This is a genomic window from Thermoleophilum album (genome assembly GCF_900108055.1).
Taxonomy (GTDB): domain Bacteria; phylum Actinomycetota; class Thermoleophilia; order Solirubrobacterales; family Thermoleophilaceae; genus Thermoleophilum; species Thermoleophilum album.
Window position 1 is genome coordinate 238093 of sequence record NZ_FNWJ01000001.1, and the last position, 15944, is coordinate 254036.

Genomic DNA, 15944 nt, shown 5'->3' on the forward strand with positions numbered 1-15944 from the left:
AGTCGGCCGCTAGGGCACGAAGAGGTACTCGAGGGCGAGGTCGGGCGCGAGGTTCCCGACCGTCGCCGCTTCGACAGGGCGGGAGTGTTCCAGAGCAGCCAACGCGATGTCGAACTCGCGCCGGTGCGCACGAGCCCGCTCGAGCGGATAGGGGCCGGCGGTGCGCTTGGAATGCATGAACGCCCAGTCGCTCGCTTGCAGCGCAAGCAGCTCGCGCGTCGCGCGCGCGAGCGCCGGCTCGGCACGTGGATCGCGTGGTGCGACGATCCGAGCGACCCGCAGCAACTCGAGTTCGGCGCGGCGCGCGGTGTGCACGATCTCGTCGGTCGCTGCGCAGTCCCACGTCGAGAGGTCTTTGTCGGTTCCCCAACTGGCGACCGGCAGGCGGCAGCCGGGGTCCGGACGCGCCCGCGCGGCTGCCGTGCGCAACGTGACGAGCGCGATGCCGGCCTCCGCCGCCGAGTCCAGCACGTGCCGCAGCCAAAGCGGACCCTCCGCCCACCAGTGGCCGAGCAGCTCGGCATCGAGCGCGCAGCACACCAGGCCGTCGCGACCGCGTGCACGGCGGTAGGCGCGCAGTCGCGCAGCGACTTCCTCGACGAAGTGCTGCGCGTCGCGCGCCGCGCGCGCCGCGGCCCGCGTCGGATCGTAGGGGCGACCGTCGTTCGACCAGGCGTTGAAGTGGTGCTCCGTGCCGCGGTAGTAGTCGCGGTATTCGGGTGCGGTCGGATAACCCGTGCGCTCGTCCCACACCAGCGCGACCGTCGCCCAGTCGATCGGCACCGCCACCAGGCCACTGCCCAGCCTCACCGGCTCGAGGTGCTCGAGCGCACCGATCCCAAGCTCGCGTGTGCGGTCCACGCAGACGTAGCGCACACCGATCGGCGCAAGCACACGTTCGAGTTGCGGCGCCCAGGCGCACTCGGGTAGCCACAGGCCGCCCTTAAAAGTGCCGAAGCGGCGCTGCTGGGACGCGACGCCGGTCGCCACCTGCAACTTGCGCACGCGTTCGCTCGCCACCAGCGGCAAAACCGGATGGGTAGCGGCCGAGGTGATCAGCTCGACCTCGCGCAAGCGCCGCGCCCGCGCGAGCGGCGCGTAGCCACCTGCGAGCAGTTCGAGTGCCCGCGCGTAGGGACGCCCCTGGCTTGCGATCGCGCTCGCCAACTCCGGGGAGCCGGAGCGCTCAAGTGCAGCGGCGTCCTCGCCGATCAGCTGCACGCGCAGCTCCCGCAGAAAGCGCACCAGGCGCTCCCGCTCGGGCGCATCGTCGCTCTCCAGAAGCTCCAGCTGGTCGCACAGAACCGGCGTCAAGCCAAGCGTCACCGCTCGCCCGTCGATCGTCTCGAAAAGCGGCACGTAGACCGTGGCGATCGCCTCCCATAGCCACTCTTCGCCGAACGGCCAGGTGCCGAATCCGGTGACGTACGGCATGTGGCCGTGCAGCACCAGCGCTAGGGCGCCGAGCGCCTGCGAGTTGCCGGCGTCTCGTTTCACCACAGGACGGCCACGAGGTCGAGCGCGCGCTCGAGCGGGCCGCTAGCGATCTTGAAGTCGCGGGCCGTGATTGCCGGCACGAAGCGCTCGTAGAAGGCTCGGGTGAGACGCAGCCGCGGATGCACGGCGTCCCATCCGAGTCGCAGCGCCAGCTCGTGGAGACGCAGCTTGCGAGCGTGGTAGACGCCGAACAGCTCGACGTGGTCGAAGACGCTCGCGCACAGCTCCTCAAACTCCTCGGGGCGATACTCGCGCAAGTGGAAGGGATTGTCCGAGCGATCGGCGCCGGGTGGGGCCAGCGTCAATACGTTCGGGGTGGAGACGAAGACCACACCGCCGGGCCGAAGAATCGACCGGAAGTGCCGCAGCACACCCTCTGGGTCGGGCACGTGTTCGATCGTCTGCAAGAAGACGATCGCGTCGCACGGCTCCGCGTAGTTCTCGACCAGTTCGCGCACGAAGCGGACTCCCGGACGCGTGTACTTGAGGCGCGCGTGCTCGAACGCCTCCGGGTTGGCGTCGACGCCGACGACCGTCGCTGCCCGCCGCGCCAGCACCTCGCAGCCGTAACCCTCGCCGCAGGCCATATCGACGACGTCGAGACCGGCACAGCGTTCGGCCACCCACTCGTAGACAACGAGGTGGCGACGGAACCAGTAGTTCTCCTCAGGCACGTCGGGTAGCGTGCGCTCCCCGGTCAGCTCGAGCGGCGGCACGCCGGGCGGCTGGTCGCGCTGCACGTAGCGCTCCGCGCCGCTGCGCGGCTCTTGGTTCGGTGGCTGTCGAACTTCGCTCGGCAAGGTCGGCGCAGTGTATTGCCGTACCCTTCCGCGGCCATGCAACCGCAACACGCGCAAGCGGTCCGTCAGGCCAACGTCCGCTACCACGACCTCGCCGCCGAGCATTACGACGCGAAGTGGGGCATCAGCTTCGACGAGCTCGGCCAGAGCCAGGTGCTCGCCAAGTTGCGGCGAGCGCTCGGCCGTCGCGAAGTCGGTCGCTTCCCGCGGGCCCTCGAGATCGGCGCCGGCACCGGCTACTTCTCGCTCAACTTGATGCTGGCTGGCGTGATCGACCGACTGGTCGCCACTGACATCTCGCAAGGGATGCTCGAGCGTCTGGAGCGCACGGCGACGGCGTTGGGGCTCGGCGAGCGGGTGGAGTGTGTCCGCTGCGAGGCTTCCGAACTGCCGTTCCGAGCCGGCACTTTCGACCTCGTTTGTGGGCATGCGGTGCTCCACCACCTGCCCGATCTGGATGGCGCCTTCGCGCAGTTCCTGCGCGTGCTCAAGCCGGGCGGCGAGATCGCCTTTTGTGGCGAGCCGTCGCTGTGGGGAGACCGCGCCGCGAGCATCCCGAAACGCCTCGGGAGCCGCGTCGCACCGATCTGGCGAACGCTTCTGGGGATCCCCGCTCGCCCGCACAACGGCTCGGCGACGGACCGCGAGGAGGAGTTTCTGGAGCAGCTCGTCGACGTACACGCGTTCACGCCCCGCGACCTTCGTCGACACGCTGAGCAGGCAGGGTTCGAGGACGTCCGCGTGCGGGGCGAGGAGCTGGTCGCGAACTGGTTCGGATGGACCAACCGCTCGCTCGAGGCAACCGCGGATCCTGCGCGGATCCCGCGGCTTTGGCGGCTCTGGGCGTACCACGGGTATCTCGCGTTGCAGCGCCTTGACCGGGCTCTGCTAGAGCCTCACCTGCCGCCGGCGCTCTTCTACAACCTGCTCATCGCCGCCCGCAAGCCGGCGCGGCAGCGCGCGCCGCGCGGTAGCGCGCGAGGGCGCGCTCGCGCGCCGCGCGATGGTCGACGATCGGCGGCGGGTAGTCGCGGCCGATGACGCACCCACACTGTCGCTGGAGTGCTTCCGGCATCAGCCACGGCTGCCGGCGGTAGCGCGCCGGCACATTCGCGAGCTCGGGTACGTAGCGAGCGATGTACTCCCCGTCGGGGTCGAAACGCTCGGCCTGCAGCGTGGGGTTGAGGATCCTGCGCGCCGGCGGCGCCGGATCGCTGCCGACCGAAGCGATCCACTGCCAGTTGCCGTTGTTGGAGGCCTCGTCGCCGTCGACCAGCATCCGCATGTACCAGCGCTCGCCTTCGCGCCAGTCGACGCCGAGATGCTTGGTCAGAAACGAGCCCGCCACCAGGCGCGCACGGTTGTGCACCCAGCCCTCGTGGCGCAGCTGGCGCATCGCGGCGTCGACCAACGGGTAGCCGGTCAGCCCGTCGCGCCAGGCGCGCAGTGCGCGCTCGTCGCGCTGCCAGCGCAGAGCCCGGTACTCGACCCGCAGCTCGCGCCGCGCAAGCAGCGGGTCGCGGCGCAAGAGAGCGGCGTAAAAGTCGCGCCAGGCAAGCTGGCGGCGAAAAGCCTGCTCGCCCTCGCTGCGGCCGAGACGCGCCTCGAGCTCGCGCGCCGAGACGCACCCGAAGTGCAGGTAGGGCGACAGCCGCGAGGTAGCCGCGCGCGCCGGCAGGTCGTGCAGGCGCGCGTACTCGCGCACCGGACCGGCGAGGAAACGCGTCATCCGCTCACGACCGGCGCGCTCGCCGCCGCGGGGCCGCGCCGGCGCGTCTGCGCCCGGTGGTGCCAGGTCGTCGACGCTCGGCAGCTCGCCAGCGTCGAGCGGTGGCGGGGGCGGGGGCGGGGGCGGCAAGGTGGGCACTGCCAGCGGCTCGCGCCGCGGAGCGGCCAACCAGCGGCGGTAGTAGGGCGTGAAGATGGTGGTGCCGGCGACCGCAGCAGGGTCGTCGCAGGCGAAGCAACCGGGGTGCAGGCGGAGTTCGACGGCGATCTCCGCGAGCGCCGCCCGCGCTGCCGCCTCCCGCGCGTGGGCATAGGGCCCGACGTCGGCGGTCGCGTGAACGCGTGTCGCACCGGTGGCGAGAGCGAGCGAGCGCAACTCGACCTCGGGACGCCCGCGTCGCAGAACCAGCTTCTGGCCGCGCTCTGCCAACGACCACCGCAGCTCGGCGAGAGCCTCGAGCAGAAAGCCGGTGCGCACCCGCGAGCCGTGGCGACCGTGCAGCAGGCGATCGTCGAAAACGAAGACGCATAGCAGCCGGGGCGCGCTCGCGGCCGCCGTCAGCGCGGGATGGTCGTGGAGGCGCAGGTCGCGCCGGAACCAAACGATCTCGAGCCCGTCTTGCCGTTCGCTGCCCACGCTGGGCTTACGCGCCGGACGACTGCGCGGTTCGCCGACGGTGCTAGGCGTAGGCGACGGCACCGCCGCGCCGCGGGTCGCCCCCACCCACCAGCCGCCGGCCAGGCAGTTCGCGGGTCACGGCTTGCACACCGCCGAAGTAAAGGTTGCGTTCGGGCCAGCGCACCACCCGCCACCCCCGCCGCTCGATCTCCAGGAGCTCCTCTTCCGGCAACCCGGGCTCCGCTTCCACCGTCCCGCCCTCGAAATGGATGCGCGGACGGGCCACCGCCTGCGCCGCATCGAGGCGCTCGTCGATCACTGCGAGGATCGTCTGCAGGATCGCCGAGCGAATGCGGTTGGAGCCAGCCGATCCGAGCGCCAGCTCGCACTCCCCGTCGCGCAGCACGACGGTCGGAGCCATCATGCTCGGCACCCGCCTACCAGGCTCGTGCTGGTGGAAACCGAGCGGGTTGAGGTCCTCCTCGCCGAGCATGTTGTTGAGGTGAACACCGGTCCCGGGGACCACCACCCCACTGCAGGAACCGTTGGAGCAGGTCATGGCAACGGCGTTTCCCTCGGCGTCCATCACTGAGATGTGGGTCGTCGATCCCAACCGGTCGGCGGCCGCGTCAAGGGCACTCCACAGCTCGTGAGCGGCGCGCTCGAGCGCCTCCTTGGCCAGGAAGCGTTCCAGGTAGCCCTCGCTGTGCAAACCGAGCTCGAACTCGCGCGTGCGCTCGCGATTGGTGCGTTCCATTACCGCCACAAGGTCCGCCAGTCGTCGCGGGCGACCGAGCCGCTCGAGTAGGTCGAGGGCGTACGCAATCAAGATCCCGCCGGCCGACGGCGGGGGGTTGGTGAGCACGGTGCGCCCGGCGTAACGCGCCCGTGCCGGCGACCGCTCGACGACCGCGTACGTCTCGAGATCTCGCTGGGTGATCGCGCCACCCCGCTCGAGCAGCCACTCGGAGACCGCTTTGCCGACGTCTCCGTCGTAGAGGAAACCAGGCCCCTCGTTGCCGAGCCGGTCGATCAAGTCGGCTAGCTCCGGCAGGCGCACGCGCTCACCTACCGCCAGGATGCGCCCGTCGGGTGCGTACCACCGCTCGCACTCAGGCGTCGACCGCAGAATCGGCTCGAGGATGCGGAGTAGATAGCCCTGGATCGGGGTGATCGCGACGCCGGCGCGCGCCGCCTCAGCCGCCCGCGGCGTGAGCTCGCCGAGCGAGCGGGTGCCGAAGCGCCGCAGCGCCTCGGCCAGTCCGAGCGCCGTGCCGTAGACACCGCACGAGGCGGGACCTACGTTGAACCGCTGTCGCTGGCCGGCGGTGAACTCCACCCACAGCGGCGTCAGCTCGACGCGCGCGTGATCTGCCGGCAGCCCCTTGCCCGGAGCAGCTACGAAGAAGTCGAGCAGGTGATCCTCGCCAGCGGCGGTGTGGACGAACATGAAGCCGCCGGCGCCCGGGCCGGTGAGCGGTGACTCGGCCGCCCACGACATCAGGCCGGCAGCGACTGCCGCATCGACCGCGTTGCCGCCGTCGCGCAGGACCTCCGCGCCCGCTTCGGCGGTCAGCGGGTGGCCGGCTGCGACTACTCCTTTCATTCGGCGGCGAGCGTAGCCGCCCGTTGCTGCGCGCTGCGCGGGGACGGCGAGTGCCCGCCCGCGCCGCTCAGCCGCGCGGCAGGAACTCGGGCACGCGCACTTCGGCGAGCTCGGCGGCTAGCGGACGCTCGGACCTCGCCAAACGCCGCACCCGCGGTTCGGCGTCGGGAACGTCGCTCGAGCGGGCGCGCCGGTCGCTGCGCTCTCCATAACCGGTCGCCACGACCGTCACCCAGACCTGATCGCCGACCTTCTCGTCAACCATCGCTCCGAAGATGATGTTCGCCTCTGGATGGGCCGCAGCGCGCACTGCTTTGGCCGCCTCGTTTACCTCCCACAGCGATAGGTCGGGGCCGCCCGTCACTGACAACAGGATCGAGCGAGCACCCTCGAGCCGGGTCTCGAGCAGCGGCGACTCGATTGCGTGCTCGACCGCATCGAGCGCGCGCCGCTCGCCGGTACCCATGCCGATACCGAGGAGCGCCTGCCCGGCGTCCGACATGATCGTCCGCACATCGGCGAAGTCGAGGTTGATCAGCCCGGGCAGCGTGATGAGATCGGAGATCCCCTGCACACCCTGGCGAAGCACGTCGTCCGCGACGCGGAAGGCGTCGAGCATCGAGACGCGGCGGTCGAGCACCTCGAGCAAACGCGCGTTCGGGATAACAATCAGCGTGTCGACGGCCGCCGCGAGCTCCTCGATCCCTGCCTCCGCTTGCCGCGCCCGGCGCGAGCCCTCGAACGGGAAAGGCTTGGTGACGATGCCGACCGTCAGAGCCCCGACCTCACGGGCGATGCGTGCCACGACGGGCGCGGCACCAGTGCCGGTACCACCGCCCGCGCCCGCGGCGATGAAGACCATGTCGGCGCCCTTCAGCAGCGCCTTGATGCGGTCCTGATCCTCGATCGCCGCTAGACGGCCGAGCTCCGGGTTCGATCCCGAGCCGAGTCCTCGCGTGACCTCGCTGCCGATGTGCAGGCGCTGGTGGGCGCGCGAATGCTCGAGCGACTGAAGGTCCGTGTTGAGTGCCACGAACTCGATCCCCTCGACGCCCGCCTCGACCATCCGATTGACCGCGTTCACGCCGGCGCCCCCCACGCCCACGACCTTGAGAACCGGTTCCGTCGGCGTTTCTGCCGCCGCCCGCTCAGCGAGGCCAGCGGATGAAGCCACGGAGTCACCCGCGGCCTCCTCGGCCAGCGGTGGCTGTGGTTCGCGCTCGAGCATGTTGAAGGGAATGTCGGCGGAGAACACCGCCTTCAGGCGCTCCTCAGGCGAAGGCGGTCGATCGGCGTAGCGTTCCGCGGCAGCAGGGGTCGACGGTCCCGTGCCCCGCGAGGGCTCGTGTGGTCCCCGGGTTTGGGCGAACTCGCTGCGCTGCGCGGGCGTCGTCGGCTCCGCGCCAGGGCGCTCCTCCGTTCGCTCGTCGGTCCGCCGGAAGAGCTCCGCCAGCGGGCCCTCGCGCATGCTCGCTCGCCTACCGCTTGCCATTCCCAAGGACCTCCTCTGCCAGCTCGCGGTACGCGTAGGCCGCCTTGCCGTCCGGGTCGTACTTCAGGACCGACATCCCTTTAACCGGCGCCTCCGCGAACCGGATCGTCTTGTTGATGCGCGAGGCGAAAACGCGATCGCCGAAGTTCTCTTCGAGGATCTCGATCGCCTCCTTCGCATGCACCGTGCGCGTGTCGACCAGCGTCGGCAGGATGCCCTCGATCTCGATCCGAGGGTTGAGCTCCTCTTTGACCATCGAGAGCGTGTTCTGGAGCTGGATCAACCCGCGCATGGAGAGATACTCGCACTGCACGGGGACGATCACTTTGTCGGCCGCCGTGAGCGCGTTGATCGTCAACAGGCCGAGACTCGGCGGCGTGTCGATGAAGACGTAGTCGTACTCGTCCTTTACCGCCTTCAGCGCCTTCGCCAGAGCGCGCTCGCGACCGATCTTCGTCGACATCGCAATCTCGGCGCCCGCCAGGTCGATCGAGGCGCAGGCGACGTCGAACTCGCGGCGCTTGATGACCCGCTTGATCGGCAGACCGTGGACTAGCACGTCGTACATCGACACCTCGAGGGAGTCAGGGTCGATGCCTTGGCTCATTGTGAGGTTGGCCTGCGGATCAAGATCGACCGCTAGTACCCGAAGACCTCGCTCCGTGAAGGCGGCCGCGAGATTGACGGTGGTGGTCGTCTTCGCGACGCCGCCCTTCTGGTTGGTGAAGGCGTAGACCAGCGCAGCGCCCTCGTTTTGCGCTTGCGTGCCCTTGCTGCCCGCGGGTTCCATGGCAAGGGCGTATTTCGCAGCGGTGGGCGGGAATCCTGCAAGCTTCAGTCGTGCGCTCGACTCTTGGCCTTGCGTCGCGTCGTCTCGTTTTCGTCACCGGCAAGGGTGGCGTCGGCAAAACGACGGTCGCGGCTGCGATCGCGCTGGCGGCTGCCGCCCGCGGCTTGCGTGTCCTCGCCGTCGAGGTGACCGACGACGGCGACCTCGGCGCGGCGCTCGGCGGCGATCCTCTGGTCGGCGAGGAACGCCAGGTGGCCGGAACCCTCTGGGGCATGCGCGTCGATCCGCGCCGCGCGCGCGACGAATGGCTGCACTACCGGCTGCCGGCACCGCTGGCGACGCTCGTCGCGAAGTCGCGGATCGTCGACCATCTCGGCGCGCTCGCCCCCGGCTTCGAGGAGTTGCTAGCGGTCGGCAAAGTTTGGGAAGTCGCGCAGGAGCAGCGGATCAGCGAGGGGGCGCAGCCCTACGACGTGGTCGTGTGCGACGCCCCGGCGAGCGGTCACGGTCTCGCGATGCTGGGCGCCCCCGCCGTGTTCCGCGAAGCAGCAGCGGTCGGCCCCGTGCGGCGCCACGCCAGTCGCATCGAAGCATTTCTGAGCGATCCGCGAGCGACCGCCGTCGTCTGCGTCGCGAACCCCGAAGAGCTCGCAGTAACCGAGGCGCTCGAAACCGACGCGCGCCTGCGCAGCGAGCTAGGGCGTGGTGTCGACCTGGCGGTCGTCAACGGCGCGTTGCGCACGCACTTGCGCAGCGACGACGTGCGACGTCTCGAGGAGCTGCGCGGGCGGTTGCCCCGCCCCGCTCAGGCAGCAGCAACGGTGGCCCTCACCGAACACCAACGCGCGGCCGATCAGCGCCGACAGATCGGGCGGCTGCGCCGGGCGGGACTCGCAGTCTGCTCGCTGCCCCTGCTGCCGACCGACGATGCCGCGTCCGATGGCACACCATTGGCCGCACTCTTGCGCCCACGAATATCCCGCTTCCTGTGAGCGACCGGGATCGACAGCGCGCGCCGCGTCGCGCGGTAGGCGCCGAACTTGAGTCTCGACGGGTCCTACTGGTCTGCGGCCTCGGCGGTGTCGGCAAGACGACGACCGCCGCCGCGCTCGGTGTGGCCGCGGCCCTCCGTGGTCGCCGAACGGTAGTGCTGACCATCGATCCCGCTCCGCGCTTGGCCGACGCCCTCGGCCTCGATCGCGCACACGACCGACCCACGCCCGTGCGCCTCGAAGCTCCCGGCGAGCTCTACGGCTTGGTGCTCGACCCGAAGCGCGTTTTCGACCGCGCCCTGGCGCGCGCTGCGGCGGATTCGGGAGCGCGCGAGCGCATTCTCGAAAACCGCATCTACCGCGGCCTCTCCGGTGCAGTGCCGGGCTCGGAGGAGTTCAGCGCGATGGAGTGTCTGTGGGAGCTCTACGAGAGCGACGAGTGGGATCTGATCGTGCTCGATACCCCGCCGAGCGCACACGCTCTCGACTTTCTCGAGGCACCGAGCGTGCTGGCGGGAATGCTCGGGTCGCGCACCCTGCGGCTGGTCGCTGGCGGCGGACGGATCGGGGGCGCGCTCGCCGGGCGCAGCACCAGCGCCGTGCTGAAAGCCTTCGGGCGCGCCACCGGCGTGGAGGTGCTGCGCGAAGTTTCCGAGTTCTTTCAGGCACTCGCGGATGCCACCAGCGAGCTGGTGCGACGCGCCAGCGCGGTGCGTGAACTACTGGCCAGTGAGGAGGCCGCGGCGGCGATCGTGACCGCGCCGACGGCGCGGGCGATCGCCGACAGCGTGGCGTTCGCGCAACGCGTGCGCCGGTTCGGTGTGAGGGTCAGCTTCGTGGTCGCGAACCGCGTCACCGAGCCGCCACCCGAGTTGCCACGGGACTGGCTCGAGGGCGCATCGACGCAAGCGCGTCCGGGCGAGCGGGTGCACGCCGCCAGCGCCGTCGTCGCAGAGCTCGCTCGGGCCGGTATCGACAGCCAGTTGGCAGAAGCGGTGGCGCGCAGCGTCGCCAGCCAACTCGCGGTCGCCAGCGTGGAGCGCAAACGCTTGGCAACTCTGACGGCAGAGCTACCGGACATGCCGCTGCTGGTGGTCCCACGGCGACAGCGGGATATCCGCACGGTCGAGGATCTCGTCGAGCTCGCACCGCTACTCGCGGGCCGCCCTTAGAGCCGCGAGCAGCCGAGCTGAGCGCCCGCCGACGCTGGCGCCCGACCGCGGGCGACCACACGTCAGACCGGCGCGGAGTAGTCGTCCGGGTCGTCGAAAGGCTGGCTGCCGGATGTTGGTGGCACCGCTGCGAAGCCCAGGGGATCGGTCTCGTCCCCGCTCACGGCGCTGCCGGCGCGCGCTTCGTCAGCGTCGGCGCGCGGCTTCGATACGCGCAAGTCACGGGCGGCGATCTCGACCTCGCCGGTCGCCCGCAACAACATGTCGTCGGCGACACGCGCCAGATCGAGCTCCAGGTACCCGCACAGCACGTCGCGCAAAAGCGCCCGCACGTGACGTTCCAGCTCGCGCACCACCGGCGCGACTGCGTCGGCATCCGAACCCTGGGCGGTGATCGGTCCCGCGAGCAGCGACCGCTCGAGCGACAAAGCGCGCTCCACGTCGCGGCGCACGCGCGGGCGGTCGGGCACGTCGGCGCAGAGCGCGGCAACCCGCAACCCGAGGCTGGCACGGTCGGTGTCGGTGTGTTCGGCGAGCAGCGCCCGCAGCGCGCAGAGCAGGTCGAGCAAAGCGACCTGTGGATCGGCAGCTGCGCAGCCGCGGTCGAAGCGTTCGAGCGCTAGCTCTAGACGCGGCTCGCGCGCGCGCCCGCGGACCACGGCTAGAAGCTCGCCGAGCTCGGCCGCGCGCTCGTCATCGATCCTCAGCGGCTCGCCGCGCCCCGGCCCGGGTCGCTCGAGCTCGAAGCACACCCAGCGGCTCTCGGCGACTCGCCGAAAACCAATTGCGAACGGATCCACACGCCCTTCTGCGAGCAACCGCAAGGCCAGCCGTAGCTCGCGCAGACGTTCACGGAACTGGTGCTCGAGCGGCGCCACCGCACCCTCTGCGAGCAGCTCCAAGCAGACCATCGTGGTTCCCCCGTCCGCGCGTACGACACCGGCGAGCTCGACCGGCAGCTCGAGCTCCACGAGCTCCGGCGGTCGCAATTCGAGTCGCTCGCGCGCGCCGAGGCGCACCGGCCCGCTGAGGCACTCAACGCCGCGCAGACAGGTGACGAACAGACACGGCCGCGCATCGCCGTAGAGCGATTGCTCGAGCTCGGCGTAGACCCGCTCGAAACGCTCCTCGGGAAACGCGAAGTTCGTTTGGTCCTCGTAAAGCCGCTCGAGCAGCGCGCGCAAGGCGGGCTCGGCGTCGTCGTCAGCAACACCGCGCGCCTCGAGGTACAGAGCAGCGCCCTCGCGCAGCGACTCGGCGGCCGACGCAGCGGAGGGCAAGGCCCGCAACGCCGGCCATGCGCGAGCGATGAAACGATCCGTCAGCGGCCGGTAGCGGTAGAGGGTTGGACCGCGCCCGCCGATAGTTGCCTCGACATCGAACTCGAGTTCAGCACCCGCTTCGAGCTCTGCTGAGAGCTGCGCGGCGGCGTCACGCGCGAACCGGCGGAGGGCTTCGTAGAGGCGAACGTTTCGCACATCGCGAAGTTCGCGGCGTAGCCCGTCCGTCCTTCTACGGGCATCGCAGTGCGCTGCAGCCAGGCCGCCGTTACCGTCCCCCGCAGGGCCCTTCGCTGCCGCCGAGCCAGCGGCGCCCGAAGCGTTCCATCGCCTCAATCACTGGCAGCAGTTCGCGACCCATGTCGGTCAAGGCATAGGCGTGCGCGCCGTCAGGCGTGCGCGGCACGCGCGCCACCAGACCTGCCTCTTCGAGGGCCCGTAAGCGCACGGACAGCGTCCTTGGGCTGATCCCCGCAAGCGTCTGCTCGAGCTCGCAGAAACGCCGCGCGTCAGCGGCCAAGGCGTGCACGATCAACAGCGTCCACTTGCCGCATACGAGATCCGCCGTCGCACAAACCGGACAAGTCGACGCCGCGCCGTGCTCGCTGCCAGCCGCCGGGTCGCGAGCGACCGCGACCGCGTGTTCGGTGAGGGCGCCCGACTGGCGCATTGCACTGGCCAGTTTACTTCAACAGTTGAAGTAACACGGTCGCTGCGGCACCAGAACGGCCGTGGCGGCACCCGACTCCCTCGAGCTGCGGCCCAGCGCACGACTCGTTTAAGCTGCGCGGGCCGTGCTTGCCCCCTGTTTGCCGGCCTTGGTGTCCTGCGTGCTTTGCGCTGCACGTCGGCGCGCGCTGCTCGTCGGCAGTAGCCACGCGCTCGCGGGGCTCCTGGCGCTACTCACGCTGACGCTCACGCTCGCACCAGCGGCGTTCGCCGCCGACGACCTGATGCCGCTCGCAGAGGTACGGCCGGGTCTCGCCTGCCGGGGATTGACGGTTGTGCGCGGCACCGAGATCAGCGACTTCCGCGCCGACGTCGTCGATGTCGTTTCGGAAAGCTTCGGGGGGCCGGCGATCATCGTGCGCGTTGCGGGCGGCGCAGCCGAGCCCTCGGGCGTCGCCGAGGGCTTCTCGGGCTCCCCGATCCTCTGCCCAGGAAGCGACGGTCGCGAGCGCATCGCCGGCGCCCTGGCTGCGACGACAGGCGATAAGGACAACCGTCTGGCCGTCGCCACACCGATCGAGGAGCTCTTGCGGGTAACCCCGCTACCGCCGATTCGGCAAGCCCCGGAGCGTGCCGGCCCGGCCGGTTCGACGGCAACCGGCGCGAACGCGTCGCTCGCCAAGCGAAGCTCCGGCGGCAGCTCGGCACCGACCCCCCGCTCCCGCCCCTTGCGCGCCCCGTTGGTGTTGAGCGGCGTTTCGCGGCGTCTGTTGGCCCGCCTAGCACGCGTCGCTGCTCGCCACGGCTTGGCCGTGACCGCCGCTGCTTCGGCCCCCACCAGCGGCCCGGCTGCCAGTGACCTGCGTCCCGGCTCGGCGATCGCCGCCGCCTTGGTCGCAGGCGACGTCTCAGCAGCGGCTGTCGGAACCTTGACGTACCGTGACGGCAATCGCGTCTGGGCGTTCGGCCACCCTCTGGGCGACCTCTCCGGACGGGGCGGTGGTCCCGGTGACGGGCTGTCGGCCGGGGCCCTCGGCCGCCGCTCCTTGTTCCTGCAGGGCGCTTACGTGTTCGGCATCGTCGATGCCCCGACCACGCCGCTCAGCGCCGCCTACAAGCTGGCGGCACCGACGCCGGGCGTGCTCGGATCGGTTACTAACGACCGCAGCGCGGGCGTCGCCGGCCTGATCGGTGCGCCGCCCGCGTCGATCCCGCTGGAGGTCGGAGTTCGAGACCTCGACACTGGTCGCGCAGTCACGCTGCGAGCAGCGCTCGCCGACGAGACGCCCTTGGACATCGAGGGCGGCCCGGCGTTCGGCGTCGCGCTGACCTTGGCGGCGGCGCTCGATCGGGCCGTCGGTGCCGAGGCGCCGCGCACCACCGACCGCCTCTGCATCTCGCTGGTCGTGCGCCAGCTGCCGCTCCCGCTCGGCGGTTGCGGAACCTTCTTCGACGGAGGCGCCGTCGACGTGGCGACGCTAGCGACGACGCTCGTCGAGCGCTTCGACCGGGAGCCGCTCGGCCTCTCCGCGATCCGTATTCGGCTGCGGCGGCGCAGCGGGGCGCCGGAGGCGTTCATCGACAGCGCGAGCGGCCCGCGACGAGCGCGCCCGGGTAGCACGATCACCGTCGCCGTCCGGGTGACGGTACGGCGGGGCGGGCGCCGCACGCTGCGTTTTCCGCTGCGGCTGCCACGCAAGCTGCGCCCGGGAACGACCGTCGTGCGGATCCGCGCCGTGCCCGCGGATCAGCAGCCGCGTGGCGCCGGCAGCGAATTGGAGAACGTCTTGTCCGCGCTCTTCTCCGGCCAGGCGTCGGCGGAGTCCGAGCTGCCGGCGCCGCGCTCGCCACTCGAGCTCGCCTTCGCGGTGCGCTCGCTCCTGCCTGTCAACGGCATCGCGGCACGCATTGGCAAGGCCGGTGACCGGCTCGTTTGGCGCAACGACGCGATGCGGCTGCGTGGCCGCGCGCAGTTCCGTCTGCGGATCGACGCTCCCCGGCGACGCTAGCGGCGCACCGCAGCGCGCGGCGCGCGTGCCGTTTCCGCCTCCTCCTCGCTGTCTTCGCCGCTCAGCACGTGATCGACGGAAGTCGCTCGGCGCCCACCCGACGCGACCAGCAACTTGAAGTCGTGCGGGTGCGTCGCCGCCCGCAGAGCGTCCTCCATCGCCACGCGACCGGCCAGCACGTGCTCGAGCAGCGCCTGATCGAACGTCTGCATGCCGTAGTAGCCGCCCTCCGCGATCACCTCCGGCAGCTGTCCGGTCTGCTCGGGATCGAGGATCATGTCGCGCACGCGCCCGGTCATGCGCAGGATCTCGCAGCACGCGACACGCCCGTTACGGTCGGGCGTCGGCACCAGCCGCTGCGAGATCACGCCCTTGAGCGTGCCGGCCAGCATCGAGCGCGCCTGCCGCTGCTCGTTGGGCGGGAAGAAGTCGATGATGCGGTTCACGGACTCGGCAGCGTCGACCGTGTGGATCGTCGAGAGCACGAGGTGTCCGGTCTCTGCCGCCGAGAGCGCCGTCCGCACGGTTTCTTCGTCGCGCATCTCGCCGATCAGGATCACGTCCGGGTCCTGACGGAGAACGCGGCGCAGGGCCCGCGCGAAGGAGGCCGTGTCCTCGCCGATCTCGCGCTGGTTGATGATCGACCGTTTGTCGCGGTGCAGGAACTCGACCGGGTCCTCGATCGTCACGATGTGTTTGGAAAACGTCGAGTTGATGTGGTCGATCATCGCCGCCAGCGTCGTCGACTTGCCCGAACCGGTGGTACCGGTGACGAGGATCAGACCCCGCTCTTCTTCCGCTAGCTCGCGGACCACCGGCGGCAGCATCAAATCGTCGATCGTGCGGATCTCGAACGGCACTACGCGACAGACGATCGAGATCGCCCCGCGCTGTACGAAGGCGTTGACACGGAAGCGCGCAAGGCCCGGTACTGAGTAGGAGAAGTCGACCTCGCGCTCCCGTCGGAACTCCTCGATCTTGCGCTCCTCCCGCAGCATGTGGAAGAGCACACGCTCCGTGACGTCCGGCATCAGACGCTCCTCGCCCGGTATCGGCTCGAGCTTGCCGTGACGCCGGACGATCGGCGGTGCCGGAACTTTCAGATGGAGGTCCGAACAGTCGGTTTCGACTACGTATGCGAGGGCACGGTCTACGTCGAACACGTGTTGCGTATCGGCCCGCTATAGGCGGTCTTGAGCCGGGCGGCCAAGTGTTCGACCCGAACGCCGAAACAACAGGGCGGCGCGCCGCGCACAGCGGCGCGCGCCGCCCGGAAGCTCCCTGAAGGTT

The 15944-nt window shown here is 70.3% G+C and carries 13 protein-coding genes; 4 read left to right on the top strand and 9 right to left on the bottom strand.

Going from position 1 to position 15944, the window contains the following annotated elements; translation table 11 throughout:
* Positions 1–9 precede the first annotated feature (9 nt).
* Together BLW41_RS01085 and BLW41_RS01090 are read right to left on the bottom strand one after the other, a co-directional pair.
* Positions 10–1497 (bottom strand): 1,4-alpha-glucan branching protein domain-containing protein, encoded by a 1488-nt coding sequence (locus tag BLW41_RS01085; protein WP_143038508.1) that lies wholly within the window; start codon positions 1495–1497, stop codon positions 10–12.
* The gene (locus BLW41_RS01090; protein ID WP_218138169.1) at positions 1494–2297 is read right to left on the bottom strand and encodes a class I SAM-dependent methyltransferase; all 804 of its coding nucleotides are present in this window, start codon (positions 2295–2297) and stop codon (positions 1494–1496) included. Before BLW41_RS01090 ends, BLW41_RS01085 begins: the two co-directional genes overlap by 4 nt.
* A gap of 36 nt (positions 2298–2333) precedes the next feature.
* Between BLW41_RS01090 and BLW41_RS01095 the strand changes: the two genes are divergently transcribed.
* Positions 2334–3338, top strand: a complete 1005-nt coding sequence (locus BLW41_RS01095) for a class I SAM-dependent methyltransferase (protein ID WP_093117220.1) — start codon at positions 2334–2336, stop codon at positions 3336–3338.
* On the opposite strand, the gene BLW41_RS01100 is transcribed toward BLW41_RS01095, so the two are convergent.
* The 4 genes from BLW41_RS01100 to BLW41_RS01115 all read right to left on the bottom strand — a co-directional run bounded on the left by BLW41_RS01100 (position 3226) and on the right by BLW41_RS01115 (position 8532).
* A complete protein-coding gene (locus tag BLW41_RS01100; RefSeq protein WP_218138170.1) occupies positions 3226–4662 on the bottom strand; it encodes a cryptochrome/photolyase family protein in 1437 nt (478 codons plus the stop codon). The genes BLW41_RS01095 and BLW41_RS01100 overlap by 113 nt on opposite strands.
* 43 nt (positions 4663–4705) lie before the next feature.
* Positions 4706–6250 (bottom strand): gamma-glutamyltransferase family protein, encoded by a 1545-nt coding sequence (locus BLW41_RS01105; RefSeq protein ID WP_093115444.1) that lies wholly within the window; start codon positions 6248–6250, stop codon positions 4706–4708.
* A gap of 67 nt (positions 6251–6317) precedes the next feature.
* On the bottom strand, positions 6318–7424 hold the full coding sequence (ftsZ, locus tag BLW41_RS01110) for a cell division protein FtsZ (protein WP_342741414.1): 1107 nt from the start codon (positions 7422–7424) through the stop codon (positions 6318–6320).
* Positions 7425–7728: 304 nt separating this feature from the next.
* A complete protein-coding gene (locus tag BLW41_RS01115; protein WP_093115448.1) occupies positions 7729–8532 on the bottom strand; it encodes a ParA family protein in 804 nt (267 codons plus the stop codon).
* A 50-nt stretch (positions 8533–8582) separates the two neighbouring features.
* On the opposite strand from BLW41_RS01115, the gene BLW41_RS01120 reads away from it, so the two are divergent.
* Together BLW41_RS01120 and BLW41_RS01125 are read left to right on the top strand one after the other, a co-directional pair.
* Positions 8583–9524: an ArsA family ATPase gene (locus tag BLW41_RS01120; protein ID WP_177169221.1), complete on the top strand. Its 942-nt coding sequence runs from the start codon at positions 8583–8585 to the stop codon at positions 9522–9524.
* Entirely contained in the window at positions 9521–10696 is a 1176-nt protein-coding gene (locus BLW41_RS01125; protein ID WP_177169222.1) for an ArsA family ATPase, read from the top strand. The genes BLW41_RS01120 and BLW41_RS01125 overlap by 4 nt, the downstream gene beginning before the upstream one ends.
* 62 nt (positions 10697–10758) lie before the next feature.
* Here BLW41_RS01125 and BLW41_RS01130 read toward each other — a convergent pair whose 3' ends face one another.
* Positions 10759–12174, bottom strand: coding sequence for a hypothetical protein (locus BLW41_RS01130; protein WP_093115452.1), 1416 nt, complete (start codon positions 12172–12174; stop codon positions 10759–10761).
* Positions 12175–12244: 70 nt separating this feature from the next.
* Entirely contained in the window at positions 12245–12646 is a 402-nt protein-coding gene (locus BLW41_RS01135; RefSeq protein ID WP_093115454.1) for a winged helix-turn-helix transcriptional regulator, read from the bottom strand.
* A gap of 124 nt (positions 12647–12770) precedes the next feature.
* On the opposite strand from BLW41_RS01135, the gene BLW41_RS01140 reads away from it, so the two are divergent.
* The gene (locus BLW41_RS01140; protein ID WP_143038510.1) at positions 12771–14654 is read left to right on the top strand and encodes a hypothetical protein; all 1884 of its coding nucleotides are present in this window, start codon (positions 12771–12773) and stop codon (positions 14652–14654) included.
* Here the strand turns inward: BLW41_RS01140 and BLW41_RS01145 are convergent.
* Entirely contained in the window at positions 14651–15817 is a 1167-nt protein-coding gene (locus BLW41_RS01145) for a type IV pilus twitching motility protein PilT (RefSeq protein WP_093115458.1), read from the bottom strand. The genes BLW41_RS01140 and BLW41_RS01145 overlap by 4 nt on opposite strands.
* Positions 15818–15944 lie beyond the last annotated feature (127 nt).

What these genes read in the sequence shown, in the direction of transcription:
- BLW41_RS01105 (WP_093115444.1), bottom strand. Translation starts at nt 6,250, where the DNA reads ATGAAAGGAGTAGTCGCAGCCGGCCACCCGCTGACCGCCGAAGCGGGC.
- BLW41_RS01135 (WP_093115454.1), bottom strand. Translation starts at nt 12,646, where the DNA reads ATGCGCCAGTCGGGCGCCCTCACCGAACACGCGGTCGCGGTCGCTCGC.
- BLW41_RS01095 (WP_093117220.1), top strand. Translation starts at nt 2,334, where the DNA reads ATGCAACCGCAACACGCGCAAGCGGTCCGTCAGGCCAACGTCCGCTAC.
- BLW41_RS01115 (WP_093115448.1), bottom strand. Translation starts at nt 8,532, where the DNA reads ATGGAACCCGCGGGCAGCAAGGGCACGCAAGCGCAAAACGAGGGCGCT.